A 16809-nucleotide genomic window follows, 5' to 3' on the forward strand; every position below is an offset into this window, starting at 1 on the left:
TATCATGAAACGAGTACTCCTCCTCATCGGTCTGTTTCTCCTTCCATGTTGGGACTGTTTTGCCCAAGAGACATCCGATATAGAGAAACTTCTGGAAGAGAACGGCATTCTCGATTCAGAGGAAAACTACGAAGAGATGCTTACCACCCTGTTCTATCTTCGACAACATCCCCTCGATATAAATACGGTCGGATTCGATAGCCTGAAAATGTTATTTTTCCTCTCGGATAGTCAAATCGACCAAATCCTAATTTTCCGAAACAAAATAGGAGCCTTCAAGCATCCGAATGAACTCCTGTTAATTACCGGCATTGGAAAAAGGGATCTGACCAATATTCTCTCCTTTATTCGAATCGGTACATCTGCCACGACACCCGCTTTCAAGAAAAAAACTCGCGTTAAACAAGAATTATTAGCCAGACTCAAAACAACATACCCCACACAAACAGGTTACCGAAAATATACGCGGGAGGCTTTCCTCAAAGAGAAAGACTTAAAAAAAACTCAGGAAAAACAATTCCGGGGGCCACCGTTCGGAACCCTGTTAAAATACAAAATAGGAAACCGTTCCCGTTGGGCAGGAGGTCTTACGCTCGAGAACGACCCGGGAGAAAGCTACTTCACGAGGTATCAAAAAAGCGGTTTCGACTTTTTATCCGCACATTTGATGTTAACCAACAAACATTGGCTTCAAAAAATCATTATCGGGGATTACAAATTACAATGGGGACAAGGTCTGGTCGCCTGGCACGGATTCTCAGCCGGAAAATCCGGAGCCTCTCTGAACAACGAAAAATCAGGAAACGGAATCGCCCCCTATACCTCTACCGATGAGAATCATTTTCTGAGAGGAATAGGCATATACATGACCCCGCACAAAAACATCAAAACCATTCTGTTCGTTTCTTACAAAAAAACGGACGGAAATATTATCAACCGGGACAGCCTTGATCCGGAAGAACTGGAAACAGCCTCTCTCTATCAAAGCGGCTATCATAGAAACCTATCCGAGTGTAAAAAAAAGCACACCTTAAAAGAGTTCACGACCGGAGGTTCCTTTAACCTGAATCATCAACGTTTTCGAATCGGCATCCACGCCTTATATTACGACTTCACCCCACAACTATCCGTTGGAAACCGCACATACCAACGTTATAACGATACCGGCAACAAACGATTTCTAAGCAGTCTGGACTACAAAACAGGTTTTCGAAGCTTTTACCTTTTCGGAGAGTTTGCTCTAAGCGATAAGGGCGCCATCGGAACCATTCACGGACTGCGTTACAGCGGATTCTCCAAAGCCTCCGCCTGCATCATATACCGCCATTACGACAAGAATTACCGTTCCCATTATAACCAGGGATTTGCCGAATACTCCAACACCTCCAATGAAGAAGGAATCTATATTGGCATAGAAAGCTCTCCCGTGAAAAACCTGAAAATAAATCTCTATTACGACTGGTTTCGCTTTTTTGTCCCCCGCTATCAGGCCACGATTCCCGGTTCCGGTCAAGAAATAGTATGCGACCTCACCTATTATTATCGCAAATGGGAATGCTATTTCCGCGTTAAACACGAATCCAAGCCCGAAAATCCGGTAAGACAAACATTAGCCCGTGTTCAACGGCAGAGAAACGAGCTCAGATTCCAATTTTCCAACAAAAGCCTGTCTTTTCTCGAATTTCGTAGCCGTCTGGACTATATTCATTATCAAAAAGATACACGAAAAGAGGAAGGAGTACTTATCTATCAAGACTTTATATTCTCCATCCGTAAGCAAAACGTCAAAACCCAATTCCGTATAGCCTATTTCAACACGGACGGATACTATTCCCGGATCTATACTTATGAACATAACGTATTATACGGCTACTCTTTCCCGGCTTATCAGAATAGAGGCCTCCGTTCCTACCTTAACCTGAACTGGAAGGTACTCCAATCGATTACTTTTTACTTGAAAGCAGGAATGGTATACTATCCCGCAAAAGAATACCTCAGTTCCTCTCTCACCCGAGTCAATGATAATAAGCTATTCGACCTCTCCTTCCAAATACGCATCTCCATTTAAAGATTCTGAGATTGAGAGATTGAGGGATTCTGAGATTGAGGGATTAAAATAGATTGCAAATGGTAAATTAAAAAGCCGTGTTCAATTCACAATCTGCAATCAAAATGAATGCGTGGATTAGGAGATTGAAAGATTAGGTGATTCAAATCTAATCTTTCAATCACAGAATCACCAAATCACTAAATCACTAAATCACTAAATCCTATTACATCTATGTCTTTCTTTCAACACGTTTATCACATCTTCCAACTCATATCCCTTTGCCATCAACAGAACCAAATAATGATACAGCAAATCGGCCGCTTCGTTTAAAAACAATTCCCGATTTTCGTCTTTTGCCTCTATAACCAGCTCCACAGCCTCTTCTCCCACCTTCTGGGCCACCTTATTTATTCCCTTTGAAATCAATTTTGCCGTATAAGAATCCTCGGGAGAATCATTCTTACGTTTTTGCAAAAAATGTTCCAGGTATAATAAAAAATTATCCGAACCGTTCTCCTCACCCCAACAAGTATCTTGTCCCGTATGACAAGTCGGACCCTCCGGTTTCACTTTTACCAGTAATGAATCCCCGTCACAATCCACAAGTATATCCCGTAAGTACAAAAAATGCCCGCTCTCCTCACCTTTCGTCCACAAACATTGCCGGGAACGACTGAAAAAACACACTTTCCCGGTCTCCAACGACCGCCTGACAGAGATTTCATCCATATACCCCTGCATCAAAACGACACGGGTATTCACATCCTGAATAATAGCCGGAATCAAACCGGACTTATCAAATTTTAAACGACCAATATCTAACATAACATTTATATCTTATTGAATAATACATTTCTTACCTCGACTCCTTTCGTTGCCAAATAGGATTTCAATCCCGGAATTTTAATCCTTCCGTCATGAAAAACACCTGCCGCCAAAGCCGCATCCGCCTCTCCTCTCGTGAAAACATCATAAAAATCCTCGTACTTCCCGGCCCCACCGGAAGCAATAATCGGTATGGTCAACTCGTTAGCCAAGGCAGCTATCGTATCACAAGCAAATCCCCGACAGGTTCCGTCATGATCCATGGAAGTAAACAAAAGTTCTCCAGCCCCTAAATCAGCCGCTTCCCGTGCCCATTCCCGCAAAATCAAAGACGTTTCCCGATTCCCTCCATGACTAAATACCCTCCATTCTCCCTCTCTTACAGAGGCATCAATAGCAATGACAACGCATTGTTTCCCGAAATTAGTTGCAAGCCGACGAATCAAGCCGGGATCCCCGATTGCCGCCGAATTAATAGAAACCTTATCGGCTCCGCATTTTAATAAAACTTCAACATCCCGTTCCGAGGCAATGCCGCCTCCCACGGTAAAAGGAATACTTATTGCTTCCGCAACCTCCTTCACCCACTCTGACACCGTTCCTCTCCGATCAGTACTGGCCGCAATATCCAAAAACACCAATTCATCTGCTCCCCAATCAGAATAAAAAAGAGCCAGATCCACCGGACTTCCGACATTTTTCAAATTCTGAAAACAAACCCCTTTTACGACACATCCCGCCTTTACATCCAAGCAAGGAATAATTCTTTTTGCTAATCCCATACCAAGCCTTGTTATAATTTCATCCGTACCATCTCTTCCCAAGTCAACCGTCCCTCGTAAAAAGCTTTCCCGATAACAACCGAAGTTATCCCTAAACGAAATAAAGCCGTTACATCTTCGCCCGAACTTATACCCCCCGAAGCGATTAAATTTATTCCCGGATACTTCGTCCGCAACTTACCGTACAACTCTAACGAAGGCCCGGAAAACATTCCGTCCCGTTCAATATCGGTACACATCAGGTTCCTCAACACGCCATCGTATTGTTCGATCAGGTCATAAATCGTTTTATCCGACCTACGTTGCCAACCGTTGATACAGACCTGTTCTTTCCGAACATCCGCTGCAATTATAATTCGATCGGTCCCGTACTTCGTGATCCAACACCTAACCTCCTTCGGATTTGTTTGAGCCATACTCCCGATGGTTACCCACCGGGCCCCCGCATCCAAAATCCGTTGTACCTCTTCTCCGGTTTTTATTCCCCCGCTGAAATCCACCTGTAAACGGGTCGAAGAACAAATCTTCCTCAATAAATCGAGATGTACGATTTTTCCTCTCCGGGCTCCATCCAAATCTACCAGATGAAGCCTCCGGACTCCTGCCTTTTCAAAACAAAAGGCCATATCAACCGGATCCCCGGTATAAACACAACACCTATCGTAATCTCCCTGACTTAAGCGAACACATCGTCCACCCATAAGATCTATTGCCGGTATAATCTCCATATTCAAAACATTAAAAAGTTACGTAAAATCATTTCTCCCATGGCGGAAGACTTTTCCGGGTGAAATTGACACCCCCAGAAATTCTCTTTCCGAACGGCTGCACAAAACTCTCCCCCGTAATCACAACCGGCAATCTGATACTCGTTACAAGGAAGATAATAGGAATGAACAAAATAGCTCCACTCCATTTCCCTTACCCGTCGAAACAGGTCGGAATGCAAACCGTATATTCGATTCCAACCCATATGAGGAATCTTTTTTCCGTTCTTCATCTGTTTCACCTCCAACGGGAATATACCCAACCCCGTGGTATCTCCCTCTTCCGAGAAAGTACACATCAACTGCATTCCCAGGCAAATACCCAAAACCGGTACTTTCAGTCCCGGAAGAATCTTATCCAATCCCTTTTCCCGCAATTGCTCCATAGCAGTAGCAGCCTGTCCTACTCCGGGAAAAATAACCCGCTCAGCTCGACAGACGACCTCTGGATCCGAAGAAACAACGACCTCTTCCCCCAAGCGCCGAAGAGCAGTCTGCACGGAAAAAACATTTCCCGCTCCATAATCGATAATTGTCACCATACCTCTATCCGTTAAAGTTGTCCTTTAGAAGAGGGTATACTGGTTCCCGTCACTTTTATCGCCGTATTGATACAGCGCCCAAAAGCTTTGAATATGGCTTCAATCAAGTGATGGGTATTCTCCCCTTTAGCCACCACATGCAGATTACATCCGGCTTCCCTACAAAAAGACTCGAAAAAATGCCGGGTCATCTCGGTTGGGAACTCCCCCACGTATTCTCGTTCGAACCGGACTTCCCAAACCAGATATCCCCTCCCGCTGAAATCAAGTAATACTTCGGCACGGGAGTCGTCCATCGGCAAAGCAAAACCGTAACGCTCTATGCCTTTTTTACTTCCTAAGGCCACCGCAAAGCACCGCCCTAAAAGAATAGCCGTATCTTCGATGGTATGATGCTCATCCACCTCCCGATCACCATTCGCCACGACAATCAAATCAACTCCTCCATGACGAGCTACCTGTTCCAGCATATGATCGAAGAAGCCTATGCCCGTACGGATATCACTCTCTCCAGCTCCGTCCAAGACTAACGTTACCCGAACTTCCGTCTCGGAAGTCTCACGGGATAAACTTACCCGACGGGAACAGGATTTCAGATAACGATATACCTTCTCCCAGGAAGAACAAACTATTGCTTCCGGACACCCTTCCGCTTTCTTTTCCCCGAACAAGATTCCCTTTAGTCCCATATTCGACGCCAGCTCCATATCGGTCAAACGATCCCCGATCACATAAGAGTTCTCCCGGTCCAACCATTCGTCGATATACTTCTTCACCATACCGGTTCCGGGTTTCCGACAAGGAGAATTCTCTTCCGGGAAACTACCGTCTATCAGCACCTCGTCAAAAACAATCCCTTCACCCGCCAAAACTTTTAACATAAAATCGTGCGGAGGCATAAAAGCGGTCAAAGGAAAAGCAGTCGTTCCCAAACCATCCTGATTACTAACCATCACCAGGCGATAGTCCGTTTCTTCTGTTATTTTCCGCAGAGCGCCGATAACTCCCGGCTTAAAGCGCAATTTATCCATTCGATCCACCTGAAAATCACCCGGAGGTTCTTCTATGATCGTTCCGTCCCGATCAATAAATAATATTTTTTTCATAAATAACCCTGTTTTAAATACCTGTCTTCCAATTCAGACAACACATCCATAAAAAAATCATTTTCGCGCGAGGTCCCGACCGAGATACGTAGTCCGTTCTCTATTCGAGGAGGCATCCGCCGGACCCTGACCACGATTCCCCGTTTCAGTAGCTCCAGATACAAACATTCATATTCTTTGCTACATACTAAAATAAAATTAGCTTCCGAAGGGAAAACCCGGTCAAAAAGGGCATTCCGTTTCAGGTAATCATAAAGCCTCTCCCTTTCCCGTTTTATTTCATCTAAACACCTTTGAAAGAATTCTGTATTTTCCAACATTCGTAAAGCTTCCGTTTGCACCAAAGAGCCTACATTATAAGGCAATCTTACCCGATTCAAATAACGGGTTAACCCGGGATGCGCCGCAAGTAACCCCACGCGCAAGCCGGCCATTCCCCAAGCCTTGGATAACGTTTGCAAAACAACTACATTAGGATAATCCCCTAATCGGCCGATTATCGATTCTTGACTCGCGAAATCGATGTAAGCCTCATCGATAACAACCAAACCGGAACACTTTTCCGCCATCTTCAATACACGTTCTACGGGCAAAACATTTCCTACCGGATTATTCGGATTACAGAAAAAAACGATTTTACTTCTATCGTCCATACAGGACTCCACCCTATCCCATTCAGGCATAAACGCCTCATCCAACCTCAATTTCAAAACCTCTATCCCGTTGATCCGGGCACAAACCTCATACATAGAGTACCCCGGATCAAAAAGGATTACCCGATCTCTCCCCGGTTCGCAAACTGTCCGGATCAACAAATCGATCAGTTCGTCACTACCGTTCCCCAAGACCAACTGATCCGTAGAAACCCGCTTCAGATCTGCCAAGCGTTTCTTCAATTTCTGTTGAAAAGGGTCCGGATAACGATTAACCCCCGTCTCAAAAGGATTCTCGTTCGCATCCAAAAACAGGATTTGTTCGCCGGCGAATTCCGCACGAGCGCACGAGTAGGCTTCCAACTCTTTTATACAGCCACGAATAATACTTTCAAACATATTCTACTCTTTTTCAGCATTCATTCGTACGGTTATCGCGTTCCGGTGTCCCCAAAGTCGCTCGTACTCCGCCATGATCTCGATCGTTTCGCCCAACACGGACAAACCTTCGGAAGATATTTCCTGAAACGTGATTTTTTTCATAAAAGAATCCAGATTCACCCCACTGTACACCCGGGCAAACCCGTTAGTCGGCAAGGTATGATTCGTACCCGATACATAATCACCCGCACTTTCGGGAGAATAATTTCCTAAAAAAACAGAACCTGCACTTTTGATCTCCGCGAGCCAACGTCCATAATCCCGAACACAAAGCATTAAATGTTCGGGAGCATACCAATTGGCCAACTCCATACATTCCCGTATCGTCTCCAACACGATGCATTTCGAGTTCTCCAACGCCCTTGTTGCCAAATTCTTCCGGGGAAGTTCTTCCAATTGTCGTTTTAGTTCGACCTCAACCTTTTTCGATAAATCTTCACGGTCAGTAAGGAGAAACACTTGACTATCCGGCCCGTGTTCAGCTTGAGATAATAAATCGGCCGCAATAAAGCCGGGCCGGGCAGAATCATCCGCAACAATCATCAATTCCGAAGGTCCGGCAGGTATATCTATCGCTACGCCATAACGCCCGGAACGTAATTTGGCCGCAGTCACGAACCGGTTCCCCGGACCAAAGATCTTATCGACCCGTCCGATCGAAGAAGTTCCTATTGTCATGGCCGCTATCGCCTGAATTCCTCCCACCTTATATACCTTCTTCACCCCGCACAAGGCAGCCGTCCATAACACGACAGGATTTACGTTACCATCGGCAGACGGCGGAGTACAAAGGATAACCTCCTCACACCCGGCCAACCGCGCAGGTACAGCCAGCATCAGGACGGTAGAAAATAAAGGAGCGCTCCCCCCGGGAATATACAACCCGACCCGTTGTATGGCTCTTGCTTCCTGCCAGCAGCAAAAGCCCCGTTCATCCTTGACTTCGACTTTCAACGGTTTTTGCAAAGCATGGAAACGATAAATATTTTCCTTTGCTTCCCGAATAGCTACTTTCAATTTTTCGTTTACCGACTCATTCGCCTCATCAAACTCTTTTTCCGTAACCTCAAAATCATCCAGTTTTACCCGATCAAAATACCGGGTATATTTTTTTAACGCCTCGTCTCCATTTCGCTTTACTTCCTCAAAAACAAGATCACACACCTTTTCCAAATCAACCGTCTGATCCGATGGACGCTTTAACAACTCCTTCCATTCTTCTTTTGTAGGATATACTATCTTTTCCATATCTATATCATTAAATTAGCTTTATAAACATCATAAACGCAGATCAAATTACTCGATCATCTTTTCTATCGGAACGACCAATATTCCCTCCGCCCCGGCCTCCTTCAATCGATCGATCGAATCCCAGAACTGATTCTCGTTTACCACGGAATGCAAAGAATACCAACCGGACCGTCTCAAAGGCATAACCGTGGGACTCTTCATTCCGGGCAATATTCTGCAGATTTCATCCAGACGCACTTCCGGGGCATTCAACAAAATGTATTTATTGCTTTTTGCCGCCAACACGGCCTTCATCCTAAAAACCAACTGCTTCGCTAACATCTGTTTTTCCAGATCCGGAGAAGGATTCGACACCAATACCGCGGTAGAACGGAACAAAGTATACGCCTCGGAAAGGCCATTTTTAAACAAGGTGCTGCCGGAACTCACGATATCGCATATGGCATCCGCCAAACCTATATTCGGGGCGATCTCCACGGATCCGGAAATCACATGAATCTCGGCCCGCAAGCCGTTTTGCTTCAAAAAAGCATTCAACGTATTCGGGTAAGAAGTGGCAATTCGCTTTCCTTCCAAGTAAGAAAGTCCCGTAAAAGTCTCCGACTTCGGGATAGCGATGGAAACACGACAGGAGGAAAATCCCAAATCCAATAATTTCGTAACCCGGGATTGTTTCTCTATCAACGTATTTTCACCGATAATGGCCAAATCGACAATACCATCCTCCACGTAATGAGGAATATCCGAATTTCGCAGATAGAGAATTTCCAATGAAAAATTGGACGCTTGAGCTATCAACTGATCTTTCCCGTTATTGATCGAGATTCCGCACTCCCGCAAAAGAGCTAAAGAATCGTCATACAATCGTCCCGATTTCTGAACAGCAATTTTCAATCTCGTCATAATTTTTGATTTAAAAACTCGCTGAATCCGGGAAGGCCAAAAGAATAAAAGACAAACGAGCCCGCCTGAATCCAGGCGAGCTCGTTTATACTTTCTATTTCAAATTACAGCACAACAGCATCATCTCACCTGAACACAGTGATGGTAATGATGATGGATATGATGTAAATTTGTTCTCATATTTTGTCTTTTATCGCTGCAAATATAAAACTATTTTTATAAAAACCATCCATAATAAAAAAATCCTGCGGTTTTAACGGCAGGATTTTTATCTTCTTTATCGGAAAAACTATTTCTCCAATCTGATTCCTATTTTGAATTCGGTTGTTTTAGCCCAAACTCCGGGAAGTGCTTCCACTATCGGTTTGATCATTGCAATCGTCTCATCGGTTGAATCTTCCGGAATTAATTTGGAAAGTACCGGCAGCAAAGCCATTACCTGATCAAAGAAAGCCTTATCAAGAGAAATCTCGAGCTTCTTATCCTGATCAGTCATTTTGTAAGTTGCAGGAATTCCCTCTGTCGTCACCTTATTGACAAAAGTCATAAGCGTTTGCAAGTCGGCTTGCGACAACCCGAGGGTTCCCAAAGACTCCAAACTCAAATCAGCCTCAGCCAAAATATTAACGATATTGGGATAAAGAGCGATTTTAGTTCCGGATACGATCTTATAACTCAAATATTTCGGTTCAGATGTTTTCCAGGTAGGAGTAACTGCTTCGTCAAGACTTACTCCGGCATCGGAATAAGTGGCTACCACCTGTCCGTTCTTCTGGAAAGTAACATCTTTCAATACCTGTGCTAAAAGTATGCTTCCAAATCCTTCGGCCATACCGGAAATAGACTCTATCGGGAAAGGAATTCCGAACATAGGAAAAGTGGTTCCCTCCTCAGCTACCCATTGGAAAGACAAAGGACCGGAAACGAACGTCTCACCATTGTCCGTTTGCACGCTTCCTAATTTCCAAGTACCGACAAGAGCATGATCGTTATCGTCATCATCACTACACGCCGAAAAGAACGTAACACCTAAAATCAATAATAACAAAAGTTTGTTTTTCATAGTCATTAAATATTAATTAAACATATTGTTTTTCATCATTAAACCTTCCTTTTTTGATAGGGAATAAAATAAAGAAAATGAAAAAGGTTATAATTGTGTGTTTTTATTTAACATTCGTAGTATAATAATGCATGATGCACGCAATTAGATATATAGGAAAATAAAATGTTAAAAAACAAGGGGAAGTTTAATTTTTGATTATTTTTGCATGTTTTTTGCTGCTAATAAATTCGTCGTACTGGAAAAAAGAACGTTTTTTGATAGAAGGTACGGTTATTTATAATATAAAAATTTAATTAATAATTAATGACTTATGAAAAACAAATTACTCCTTATTTTAATTTTAGGCATGAGCATTTTTTCCGCTTGCCATGATGACGACAAACCGGAAGCTCCGCCTACCATCGACGACATTGTCGCCACTTACTCTTCCGACAAGCTTCAAGCTACTGCCAACGGAAAAAACCTCCCATCGAATGCCGCCGTCAATATCATAAAAGAGACCGATGAAACGAGTACGATCAAACTACTGAATATCGTGCCGGGTGTTCCGGAATTCGCTATTCCCAATGCAACTTTTGAAGCGGTAAGCAAAAGTGCTTATTACAGTAAGCTTGAGGGAAGCGTAACCGACAGTATTGCCGGATACGATGTACAACTGACAGGAAGTGTCGAAGCGGGGATCCTAAGTGCCACGATTACGATAACCGACATGGGTGGGGAAAGTATAGATGCTACAAGTTTTTATAACAAAACTTACAAAGGAGAGATGACCATCAAAGTTTCCAACCTGACCGAGCCCGTGGTTATGACCCAACGAATCTACACCTCGCGTCCTTCCACTAAAGAGAAATCTCGTATCCAATTGGAGATAAATAATTTCTCTTTCTCAGGCATGTCGTTAGGAACGATAAAATTAGATACCCTTCCTGTCCTTCAAAGAGGACGTTATTATTCCTTCAAATCAATAGACCAAGAGATAGAAGTACAGGGAATCGGAAAAGTGCAGGCGGATGTCAACGGAGTAATTGTCGGTAACAACATACAACTCTCGTTAATCGTAAAAGCAGGCCCTTTAACCGTTAACGTTTCGTTTGACGGAGAGAGCGTAACGGAGAGTACGGACATGAAAGCTACGATTACCATAAACAGTAACGTTCTACTCGATCCGATCGCGGTCAGCGGGTCCAACTACACGTTCAAAGTATGGGATTCCACCCCGACCGAGCTATTGGTTCTACTCCCTGAAATAGAGATCCCGGCAGGAGCAACTTTGGACTCCGTTATAATTTATAATGCCGCGGATAAGAGCACTACCCCAATCGATAATAAGACAGCTATCGATTTTTCTAAATTCACCCCGGAGTGTTATGTAGCCTACTACATTACAGCCGAAGACGTTCGTAAGAACAGCATAAAAAAATTATTCGTTGTAAAAATAGAGGATAAAGACCTGGTATATACGATGTATAATCGGCAAAACGAAATGCGAGCGGTGTAAAAAACGAAATGTGAAAATCAGGGTATAAAACGAAATGCGAAAAAATTATCGCACACGCACGATAAAAGCAAGGCTTTCAAACGTCATTCGAACAGCGTTTGAAAGCCTTTAAAATCATTGTATTTTCACACAAAAACACATTCAAATATTTGTGTAATTCATTAGAAATGACTATCTTTACAAAGTATTTAGGAGGCATCTGTTGTATCAACATCGCTGCTATCTTTGTAATCAAACAAAGTTCGCTGCGGGTGTTCTTCATAATTGCATACCATCCACTCCTCCTGCTTTCTTCGGCTCGTCTTTGATGCGCTGATGGTTCTTTCTACCCGGTGGATTATCCATCCGTTTTTGTTTGCGTATTCCTCTATCATTGGCAGGGGAAACATTGTCAGCATGAACTTGCCTTTCACCTTCTCCAAAAGCTGCAGGAGCTTTTCCATGCAATATTCATCAAACGTACCCTCGTAATGGCCGCAATCGCTATTGATATAGGGAGGATCCACAAAATGAAACGTATCGGGCGAGTCATAAGTGGAGATGACATCCAGCGCATCCCGGTTCTCTATGGTCACGTTATCAAGCCGGGAGCATAGCCATTCGGTAAACTCATCCTTTGCGTTACGCAGTTTTTTCGGCATTCCGCCGCCAAAGTCATAACCGAACGAACCGTCCATCATGCTGGCAAAGGACATTTTACACAACGCCCAAACAGCCCACGCCCGCTGCACCGGTTGGAAGAATTGAGGATACTGCAGGATATGTCCGGCATGGGCGTGCATATCCCGGCTGTGCAAAGTCTTCTCAATCTCCTGTTTCAGGTCACGATAATAGACTTTAGCCATCCAATAAAAGTTCGTTATATCCATGCTGATATCGTTTATAACTTCGCCATCAGCCGGACGCTTGGCAAACAATACTGCAGCACCGCCGCAGAAAGCCTCTGTATAAAGTTTATGATTTGGGATCAGAGGCAGAATATGTTTCAGGAGGGTTTGCTTGCCTCCGTAGTAAGAAATAGGTGTTTTCATTGCTGTTATTCCTTTAAATATTACTATCTTTGCGACATCTCACTCACATAACATACAAATGCGACCAACCGCAGCAGAGGGTATTTAGCCCCCGGCTGTGCGGTTGGTCGCATCTTTGTGTAAGTATGTGGGTGAGATAACTACTTACAGGCCGGGGGCTTTTTCTTGCCTGCCCCCGACAGGCATTTATCCGTTTATAAGCGCATTGGCTTGTTCCTTGCATTGTTCCCGGTAAGACTGGAAATCATCCCACTCGGAAATAAATTCAGCAGCCCGTTCATGCTCCGGATTGACAAAGGCTATCATACGGTTTGACTGGATTGCCTCCACCCGGCTGGCCGAGTACCTCGTGCGGATCAACCCGGAAACAAATTCGTCATAAGTAGCCTCTCTCGCTTCAATCAGAGTACCTCCGTCCGCCATACTTCCTGTATAGGCATATCCCAATATGGGAGCGGACACCGGTTCAGTCACCTCACCCGAACGGGCATCCGGTTCAGGAGAATACTCCTCACGCTGCTCGTTCAGATAGCACAAATAATGTTCGTTATCGAACTTTGAAAAAGTCTTTTTTTCTGCATAAATCCCTTTGTACATAATCACCGATATTTTAATCGGGATCGGTTATCTTATAAAAGCATTTACCCCGGTCACCGATTGGTTGTTTAATAATCTTTGCCGAACAGGGTTCATCCAACACCACATCTTTCAACTGTTTGATAAGAGCCTCCGAACCGGTGAAAGTGATATGCTCCACCCAATCCATTTTTGGAGAACCGTCATCATCAGCGAGCAAAGCTCCGGTCTTGTCCTTTACCTGCTCGTAGATGTCATACTGGATGATCAGGCATTCACCCTTGTACTTGGAGGCTTTTATCTCGAAGCCTTTCAGGTGGATTTCCCTGTTCAAAATGTCATCAATGTGGTACTTATCTCCCGTGAGATTACCACTGCTGTTTGTTACTTCACTGAATGTTTTCATATTGAGAGTTTTTAATAAATAAATGCTATTGCAATGCTGCATGAACCCCAACCGGCTGGATGCCTTTATCCGGATCTCCTCATCGCTCAGCCCACGTTTTCGTAATTTTGCCACCTCCCGGCAGAGGTTTTTCTTGTTCTGCTTGCGGGCAAGGCAATAATCATGAAACGTCACGTATCCCACGTAATTGACACCCCTGCTCTCTACCGGGAAAACCTGATAATTAGGTTTTATACTCAAAGCACGTTCATTATTCAGGTAGTGGTTGATAAACACAAGGGTTCCGTGGAGTTTCCCTTTATCCCCATCCAGCAGGACAATATCATCCGCAAAACGATAATAGTACCGGATACCCATTTCTTCTTTAATGACATGATCTAGCTCGGACAAATAGAGGTTGGCAAAGAATTGGGAGAGATAGTTCCCGATGGGCACCCCGTTCTCCGCCGAGTCCACGATACCGTCAAGCAAGGCGAGCAATCGGGCATCTTTCAGTTTCCGGCGGATCACTTGTTTCATGATCTCATGGTCAATACTCGGATAAAACTTGCGCACATCGATTTTCAGGCAGTACCGGGTTCCCTCCGGATCCGCTTTCAAATCACGGCGAAGCTTGTATAAAAGAGGATGAATACCACGCCCACGGATGCAAGAGTATGTATCACGGGTAAAATTGGAGAGCCATATCGGTTCAATCACCTGCATTATCGCCCAATGAACGACACGATCACGGAATGGCAGTTTGAATATCTTCCGCTCTTTGGGTTCGTAAATGGTAAAAGTCTTGTACTCGGAGGTGCGGTAAGTACCGGTGGTAAGTTCACGCTGGAGCTGTAATAGGTTCGCCTCCAAACGGGAGCCGTACTCTATTACTTCGCTTCGGCGGGTTTTGTGACGGGCGGCGTTGTGAAACGCCTCTTCGAGATTGCCGTATTCGACAACTCGTTCAAACAAGTTTCCATACCTTTTCATGGCCTGTGTCTGCGGTTCTGAGTGTCTGAGTGTCTGCTTTGCCTTACTCGGAAGCGTTCGAACCGTTAGCGGCCTACCAGCGTCCTTCCAGAGCGTTCGTCATCTTTTGCCAAGTGGCAAGGCCTTTCACCCATCTAACCGTTTCCTAACTGCAAAGTATAGGGGAGCGGACACATTCGCATTCGAATTCGAGGCTGCATTGTTCGTATTCGTAGCAAACGCCCCTGCATTCGTGCCATTGTTAGCGTTAGCACCGGAGAGGCGGACACGAAGCCTGCGTCACACTAAGGGTAAAACAACCTGTTAAACTTGGTTTAACGATGCAAAGATAAGCCTTTTAACGCCATTTACACCATACTTATTCAAAAATCACAAAAATCGACTCGCCTTACGGCGAGTTTTGAAAACAGCTGAACCGCTTTTACAAAACTCTCAATACAAAATTTCAAAGAACGCTCTTTTCTCGCTTCCCGTTTCCGTTTTTTCGTTCTCGCTTTAAGCTGACATGACCGGATCCGCATCAAAGAAGCAGAGGGGAGCGGACACACTCGCATACGAATACGAGGCCGCATGGTACGTATACGCAGCAAACGCCCCCGCATCCGTGCCATAGTTAGCGCTAGCACCGGAGAGGCGGACACGAAGCCCTTTGGATGATGCTGAATTCTCCCAAAAATAGTCACAGAAATAAGTCGAGGCGGTCGCTCCGATTTCGGTCGGCATGGCGCAAAGCAAGTAGTAACTTTTCTGCTTGATATAACCGGAGGTTCTCGGAACCTCGCAAACCTTGATAAGGCCGGAAATCGAATTGTCATCATAACCGGCATAAAGGGACGGGGCAACGTAAACCTCGGATTTTTTCTCTCCCACGTTATCAACAAGCCCACGGACAATCTTCCAAATATGACCGAAAGGATGTTTCAGGCCGAAGAACACCGGAACCTTTGCTGCATAATGCAACGAGCCGTCCTCCTTTAGCACGTTAAAGGTGGCTTCACCGCAACCGTCACCAAGCTCGATACCGGCAGAGGTCGGAACAACCGGGTAATAACCCCACTGATCCCAATTCGGCATATTGGTGGTGCCGGATCCGAGGCCACCCTGATACAAACCGTTGCTGTCCTTTTCCGCAATCACGGTCTCCTGCATGTTGCGGGTTCCGAATATGATCATGAAAAGAATTTCAACCACCGCCTGAGCCACGTACCAGTTGGCATCCCAACCCTCGCCACGCTTGCGGGCATAAGTTGAAAAATTACGGTACTGCATATTGGTTGCAACCATCCCCAACTGCGTGCGGTAAGTACCGTCCCGGCTTGCATCATTGTTTCCACCACGATATTGGGCGGCATCACTCACAACCGAACAAAGGATATTGTTCGTCCTGTCCATCACGCCACCACCGAGGGCGGAAAGGCCACCGGCGGGAATATACACGCACTGTTTGCCTTTGATGGGAGAAAGGGAAACCGCATAATATTTCAAATTACTCACTTTCCACTCGGCAAAATAAAAACCAATATTCCAACACCACATATACTGTCCCATCGTGCCGTCCAGCTTCGCCGGTGTACCGTCCTCAAAACGGTAGTGGTTCGTGGGATCCAGCTTGCGCCGGGTACGGTCATCCTGAACGAGGTAACAACCAAGTCCTAACAGCTCTGGCAGCTTGCGGAGCATATCAAGGCTGCCATAGTAACCGGCAGCCCGGTACGTGGAATTCGATTCATTCCAATAACGCCCACAAACGCCGTTTGCGGCGGTGGTAACCGCCTCGGACAAATTCATAACTTTGGACTCTCCGTCCGTGTCCAGCACCTCGATGCGCATATCGCTCACGCTGCCGGAGGCAGTATCAAGGTCACTGATCTTCTTTCCGGCCTCGAAAGCCGCAAGCATCGCTAACACACGGGTTTCCTGATCGCTTGTCATATTTATCA

At 45.0% G+C, this 16809-nt stretch carries 15 protein-coding genes; 2 read left to right on the plus strand and 13 right to left on the minus strand.

Annotated features, from left to right (window positions below):
• Positions 1-4: 4 nt before the first annotated feature.
• Complete coding sequence (locus tag DMB45_RS09720) at positions 5-2068, plus strand: helix-hairpin-helix domain-containing protein (RefSeq protein ID WP_110688726.1); 2064 nt, start codon at positions 5-7, stop codon at positions 2066-2068.
• Positions 2069-2263: 195 nt separating this feature from the next.
• On the opposite strand, the gene hisIE is transcribed toward DMB45_RS09720, so the two are convergent.
• The 9 genes from hisIE to DMB45_RS09765 form a co-directional block, all read right to left on the minus strand.
• Positions 2264-2875 (minus strand): bifunctional phosphoribosyl-AMP cyclohydrolase/phosphoribosyl-ATP diphosphatase HisIE, encoded by a 612-nt coding sequence (gene hisIE / locus DMB45_RS09725; protein WP_041502409.1) that lies wholly within the window; start codon positions 2873-2875, stop codon positions 2264-2266.
• A 5-nt stretch (positions 2876-2880) separates the two neighbouring features.
• Positions 2881-3657 carry an imidazole glycerol phosphate synthase subunit HisF gene (gene hisF, locus DMB45_RS09730; protein WP_041502410.1) on the minus strand — a complete coding sequence of 259 codons (777 nt, stop codon included), beginning with the start codon at positions 3655-3657 and terminating at the stop codon, positions 2881-2883.
• Positions 3658-3668: 11 nt separating this feature from the next.
• Positions 3669-4385 carry a 1-(5-phosphoribosyl)-5-[(5-phosphoribosylamino)methylideneamino]imidazole-4-carboxamide isomerase gene (gene hisA / locus DMB45_RS09735; protein ID WP_052634393.1) on the minus strand — a complete coding sequence of 239 codons (717 nt, stop codon included), beginning with the start codon at positions 4383-4385 and terminating at the stop codon, positions 3669-3671.
• Between the two features lie 2 nt (positions 4386-4387).
• On the minus strand, positions 4388-4966 hold the full coding sequence (gene hisH / locus DMB45_RS09740; RefSeq protein WP_041502412.1) for an imidazole glycerol phosphate synthase subunit HisH: 579 nt from the start codon (positions 4964-4966) through the stop codon (positions 4388-4390).
• Positions 4967-4977: 11 nt separating this feature from the next.
• Positions 4978-6072 carry a bifunctional histidinol-phosphatase/imidazoleglycerol-phosphate dehydratase HisB gene (hisB, locus tag DMB45_RS09745; RefSeq protein WP_110688727.1) on the minus strand — a complete coding sequence of 365 codons (1095 nt, stop codon included), beginning with the start codon at positions 6070-6072 and terminating at the stop codon, positions 4978-4980.
• Positions 6069-7124, minus strand: a complete 1056-nt coding sequence (gene hisC / locus DMB45_RS09750; RefSeq protein ID WP_110688728.1) for a histidinol-phosphate transaminase — start codon at positions 7122-7124, stop codon at positions 6069-6071. Before hisC ends, hisB begins: the two co-directional genes overlap by 4 nt.
• A 3-nt stretch (positions 7125-7127) precedes the next feature.
• The gene (hisD, locus tag DMB45_RS09755; protein WP_041504769.1) at positions 7128-8414 is read right to left on the minus strand and encodes a histidinol dehydrogenase; all 1287 of its coding nucleotides are present in this window, start codon (positions 8412-8414) and stop codon (positions 7128-7130) included.
• Positions 8415-8462: 48 nt separating this feature from the next.
• Positions 8463-9320, minus strand: a complete 858-nt coding sequence (hisG, locus tag DMB45_RS09760) for an ATP phosphoribosyltransferase (protein ID WP_041502416.1) — start codon at positions 9318-9320, stop codon at positions 8463-8465.
• 289 nt (positions 9321-9609) lie between these two features.
• Entirely contained in the window at positions 9610-10383 is a 774-nt protein-coding gene (locus DMB45_RS09765; protein ID WP_110688729.1) for a hypothetical protein, read from the minus strand.
• Between the two features lie 313 nt (positions 10384-10696).
• On the opposite strand from DMB45_RS09765, the gene DMB45_RS09770 reads away from it, so the two are divergent.
• A complete protein-coding gene (locus DMB45_RS09770) occupies positions 10697-11884 on the plus strand; it encodes a calycin-like domain-containing protein (protein ID WP_110688730.1) in 1188 nt (395 codons plus the stop codon).
• 188 nt (positions 11885-12072) lie between these two features.
• Here the strand turns inward: DMB45_RS09770 and DMB45_RS09775 are convergent, their stop codons facing one another.
• The 4 genes from DMB45_RS09775 to DMB45_RS09790 all read right to left on the minus strand — a co-directional run bounded on the left by DMB45_RS09775 (position 12073) and on the right by DMB45_RS09790 (position 16801).
• On the minus strand, positions 12073-12915 hold the full coding sequence (locus DMB45_RS09775) for a DNA adenine methylase (protein ID WP_009292767.1): 843 nt from the start codon (positions 12913-12915) through the stop codon (positions 12073-12075).
• A gap of 186 nt (positions 12916-13101) precedes the next feature.
• Positions 13102-13512: a hypothetical protein gene (locus DMB45_RS09780; RefSeq protein WP_009292768.1), complete on the minus strand. Its 411-nt coding sequence runs from the start codon at positions 13510-13512 to the stop codon at positions 13102-13104.
• Between the two features lie 13 nt (positions 13513-13525).
• The gene (locus DMB45_RS09785; RefSeq protein ID WP_032602127.1) at positions 13526-14869 is read right to left on the minus strand and encodes an RNA-directed DNA polymerase; all 1344 of its coding nucleotides are present in this window, start codon (positions 14867-14869) and stop codon (positions 13526-13528) included.
• 495 nt (positions 14870-15364) lie between these two features.
• Complete coding sequence (locus DMB45_RS09790; RefSeq protein ID WP_110688731.1) at positions 15365-16801, minus strand: hypothetical protein; 1437 nt, start codon at positions 16799-16801, stop codon at positions 15365-15367.
• Positions 16802-16809: the final 8 nt, after the last annotated feature.

Source organism: Sanguibacteroides justesenii (assembly GCF_003204205.1).
Lineage (GTDB): Bacteria > Bacteroidota > Bacteroidia > Bacteroidales > Marinifilaceae > Gabonibacter > Gabonibacter massiliensis.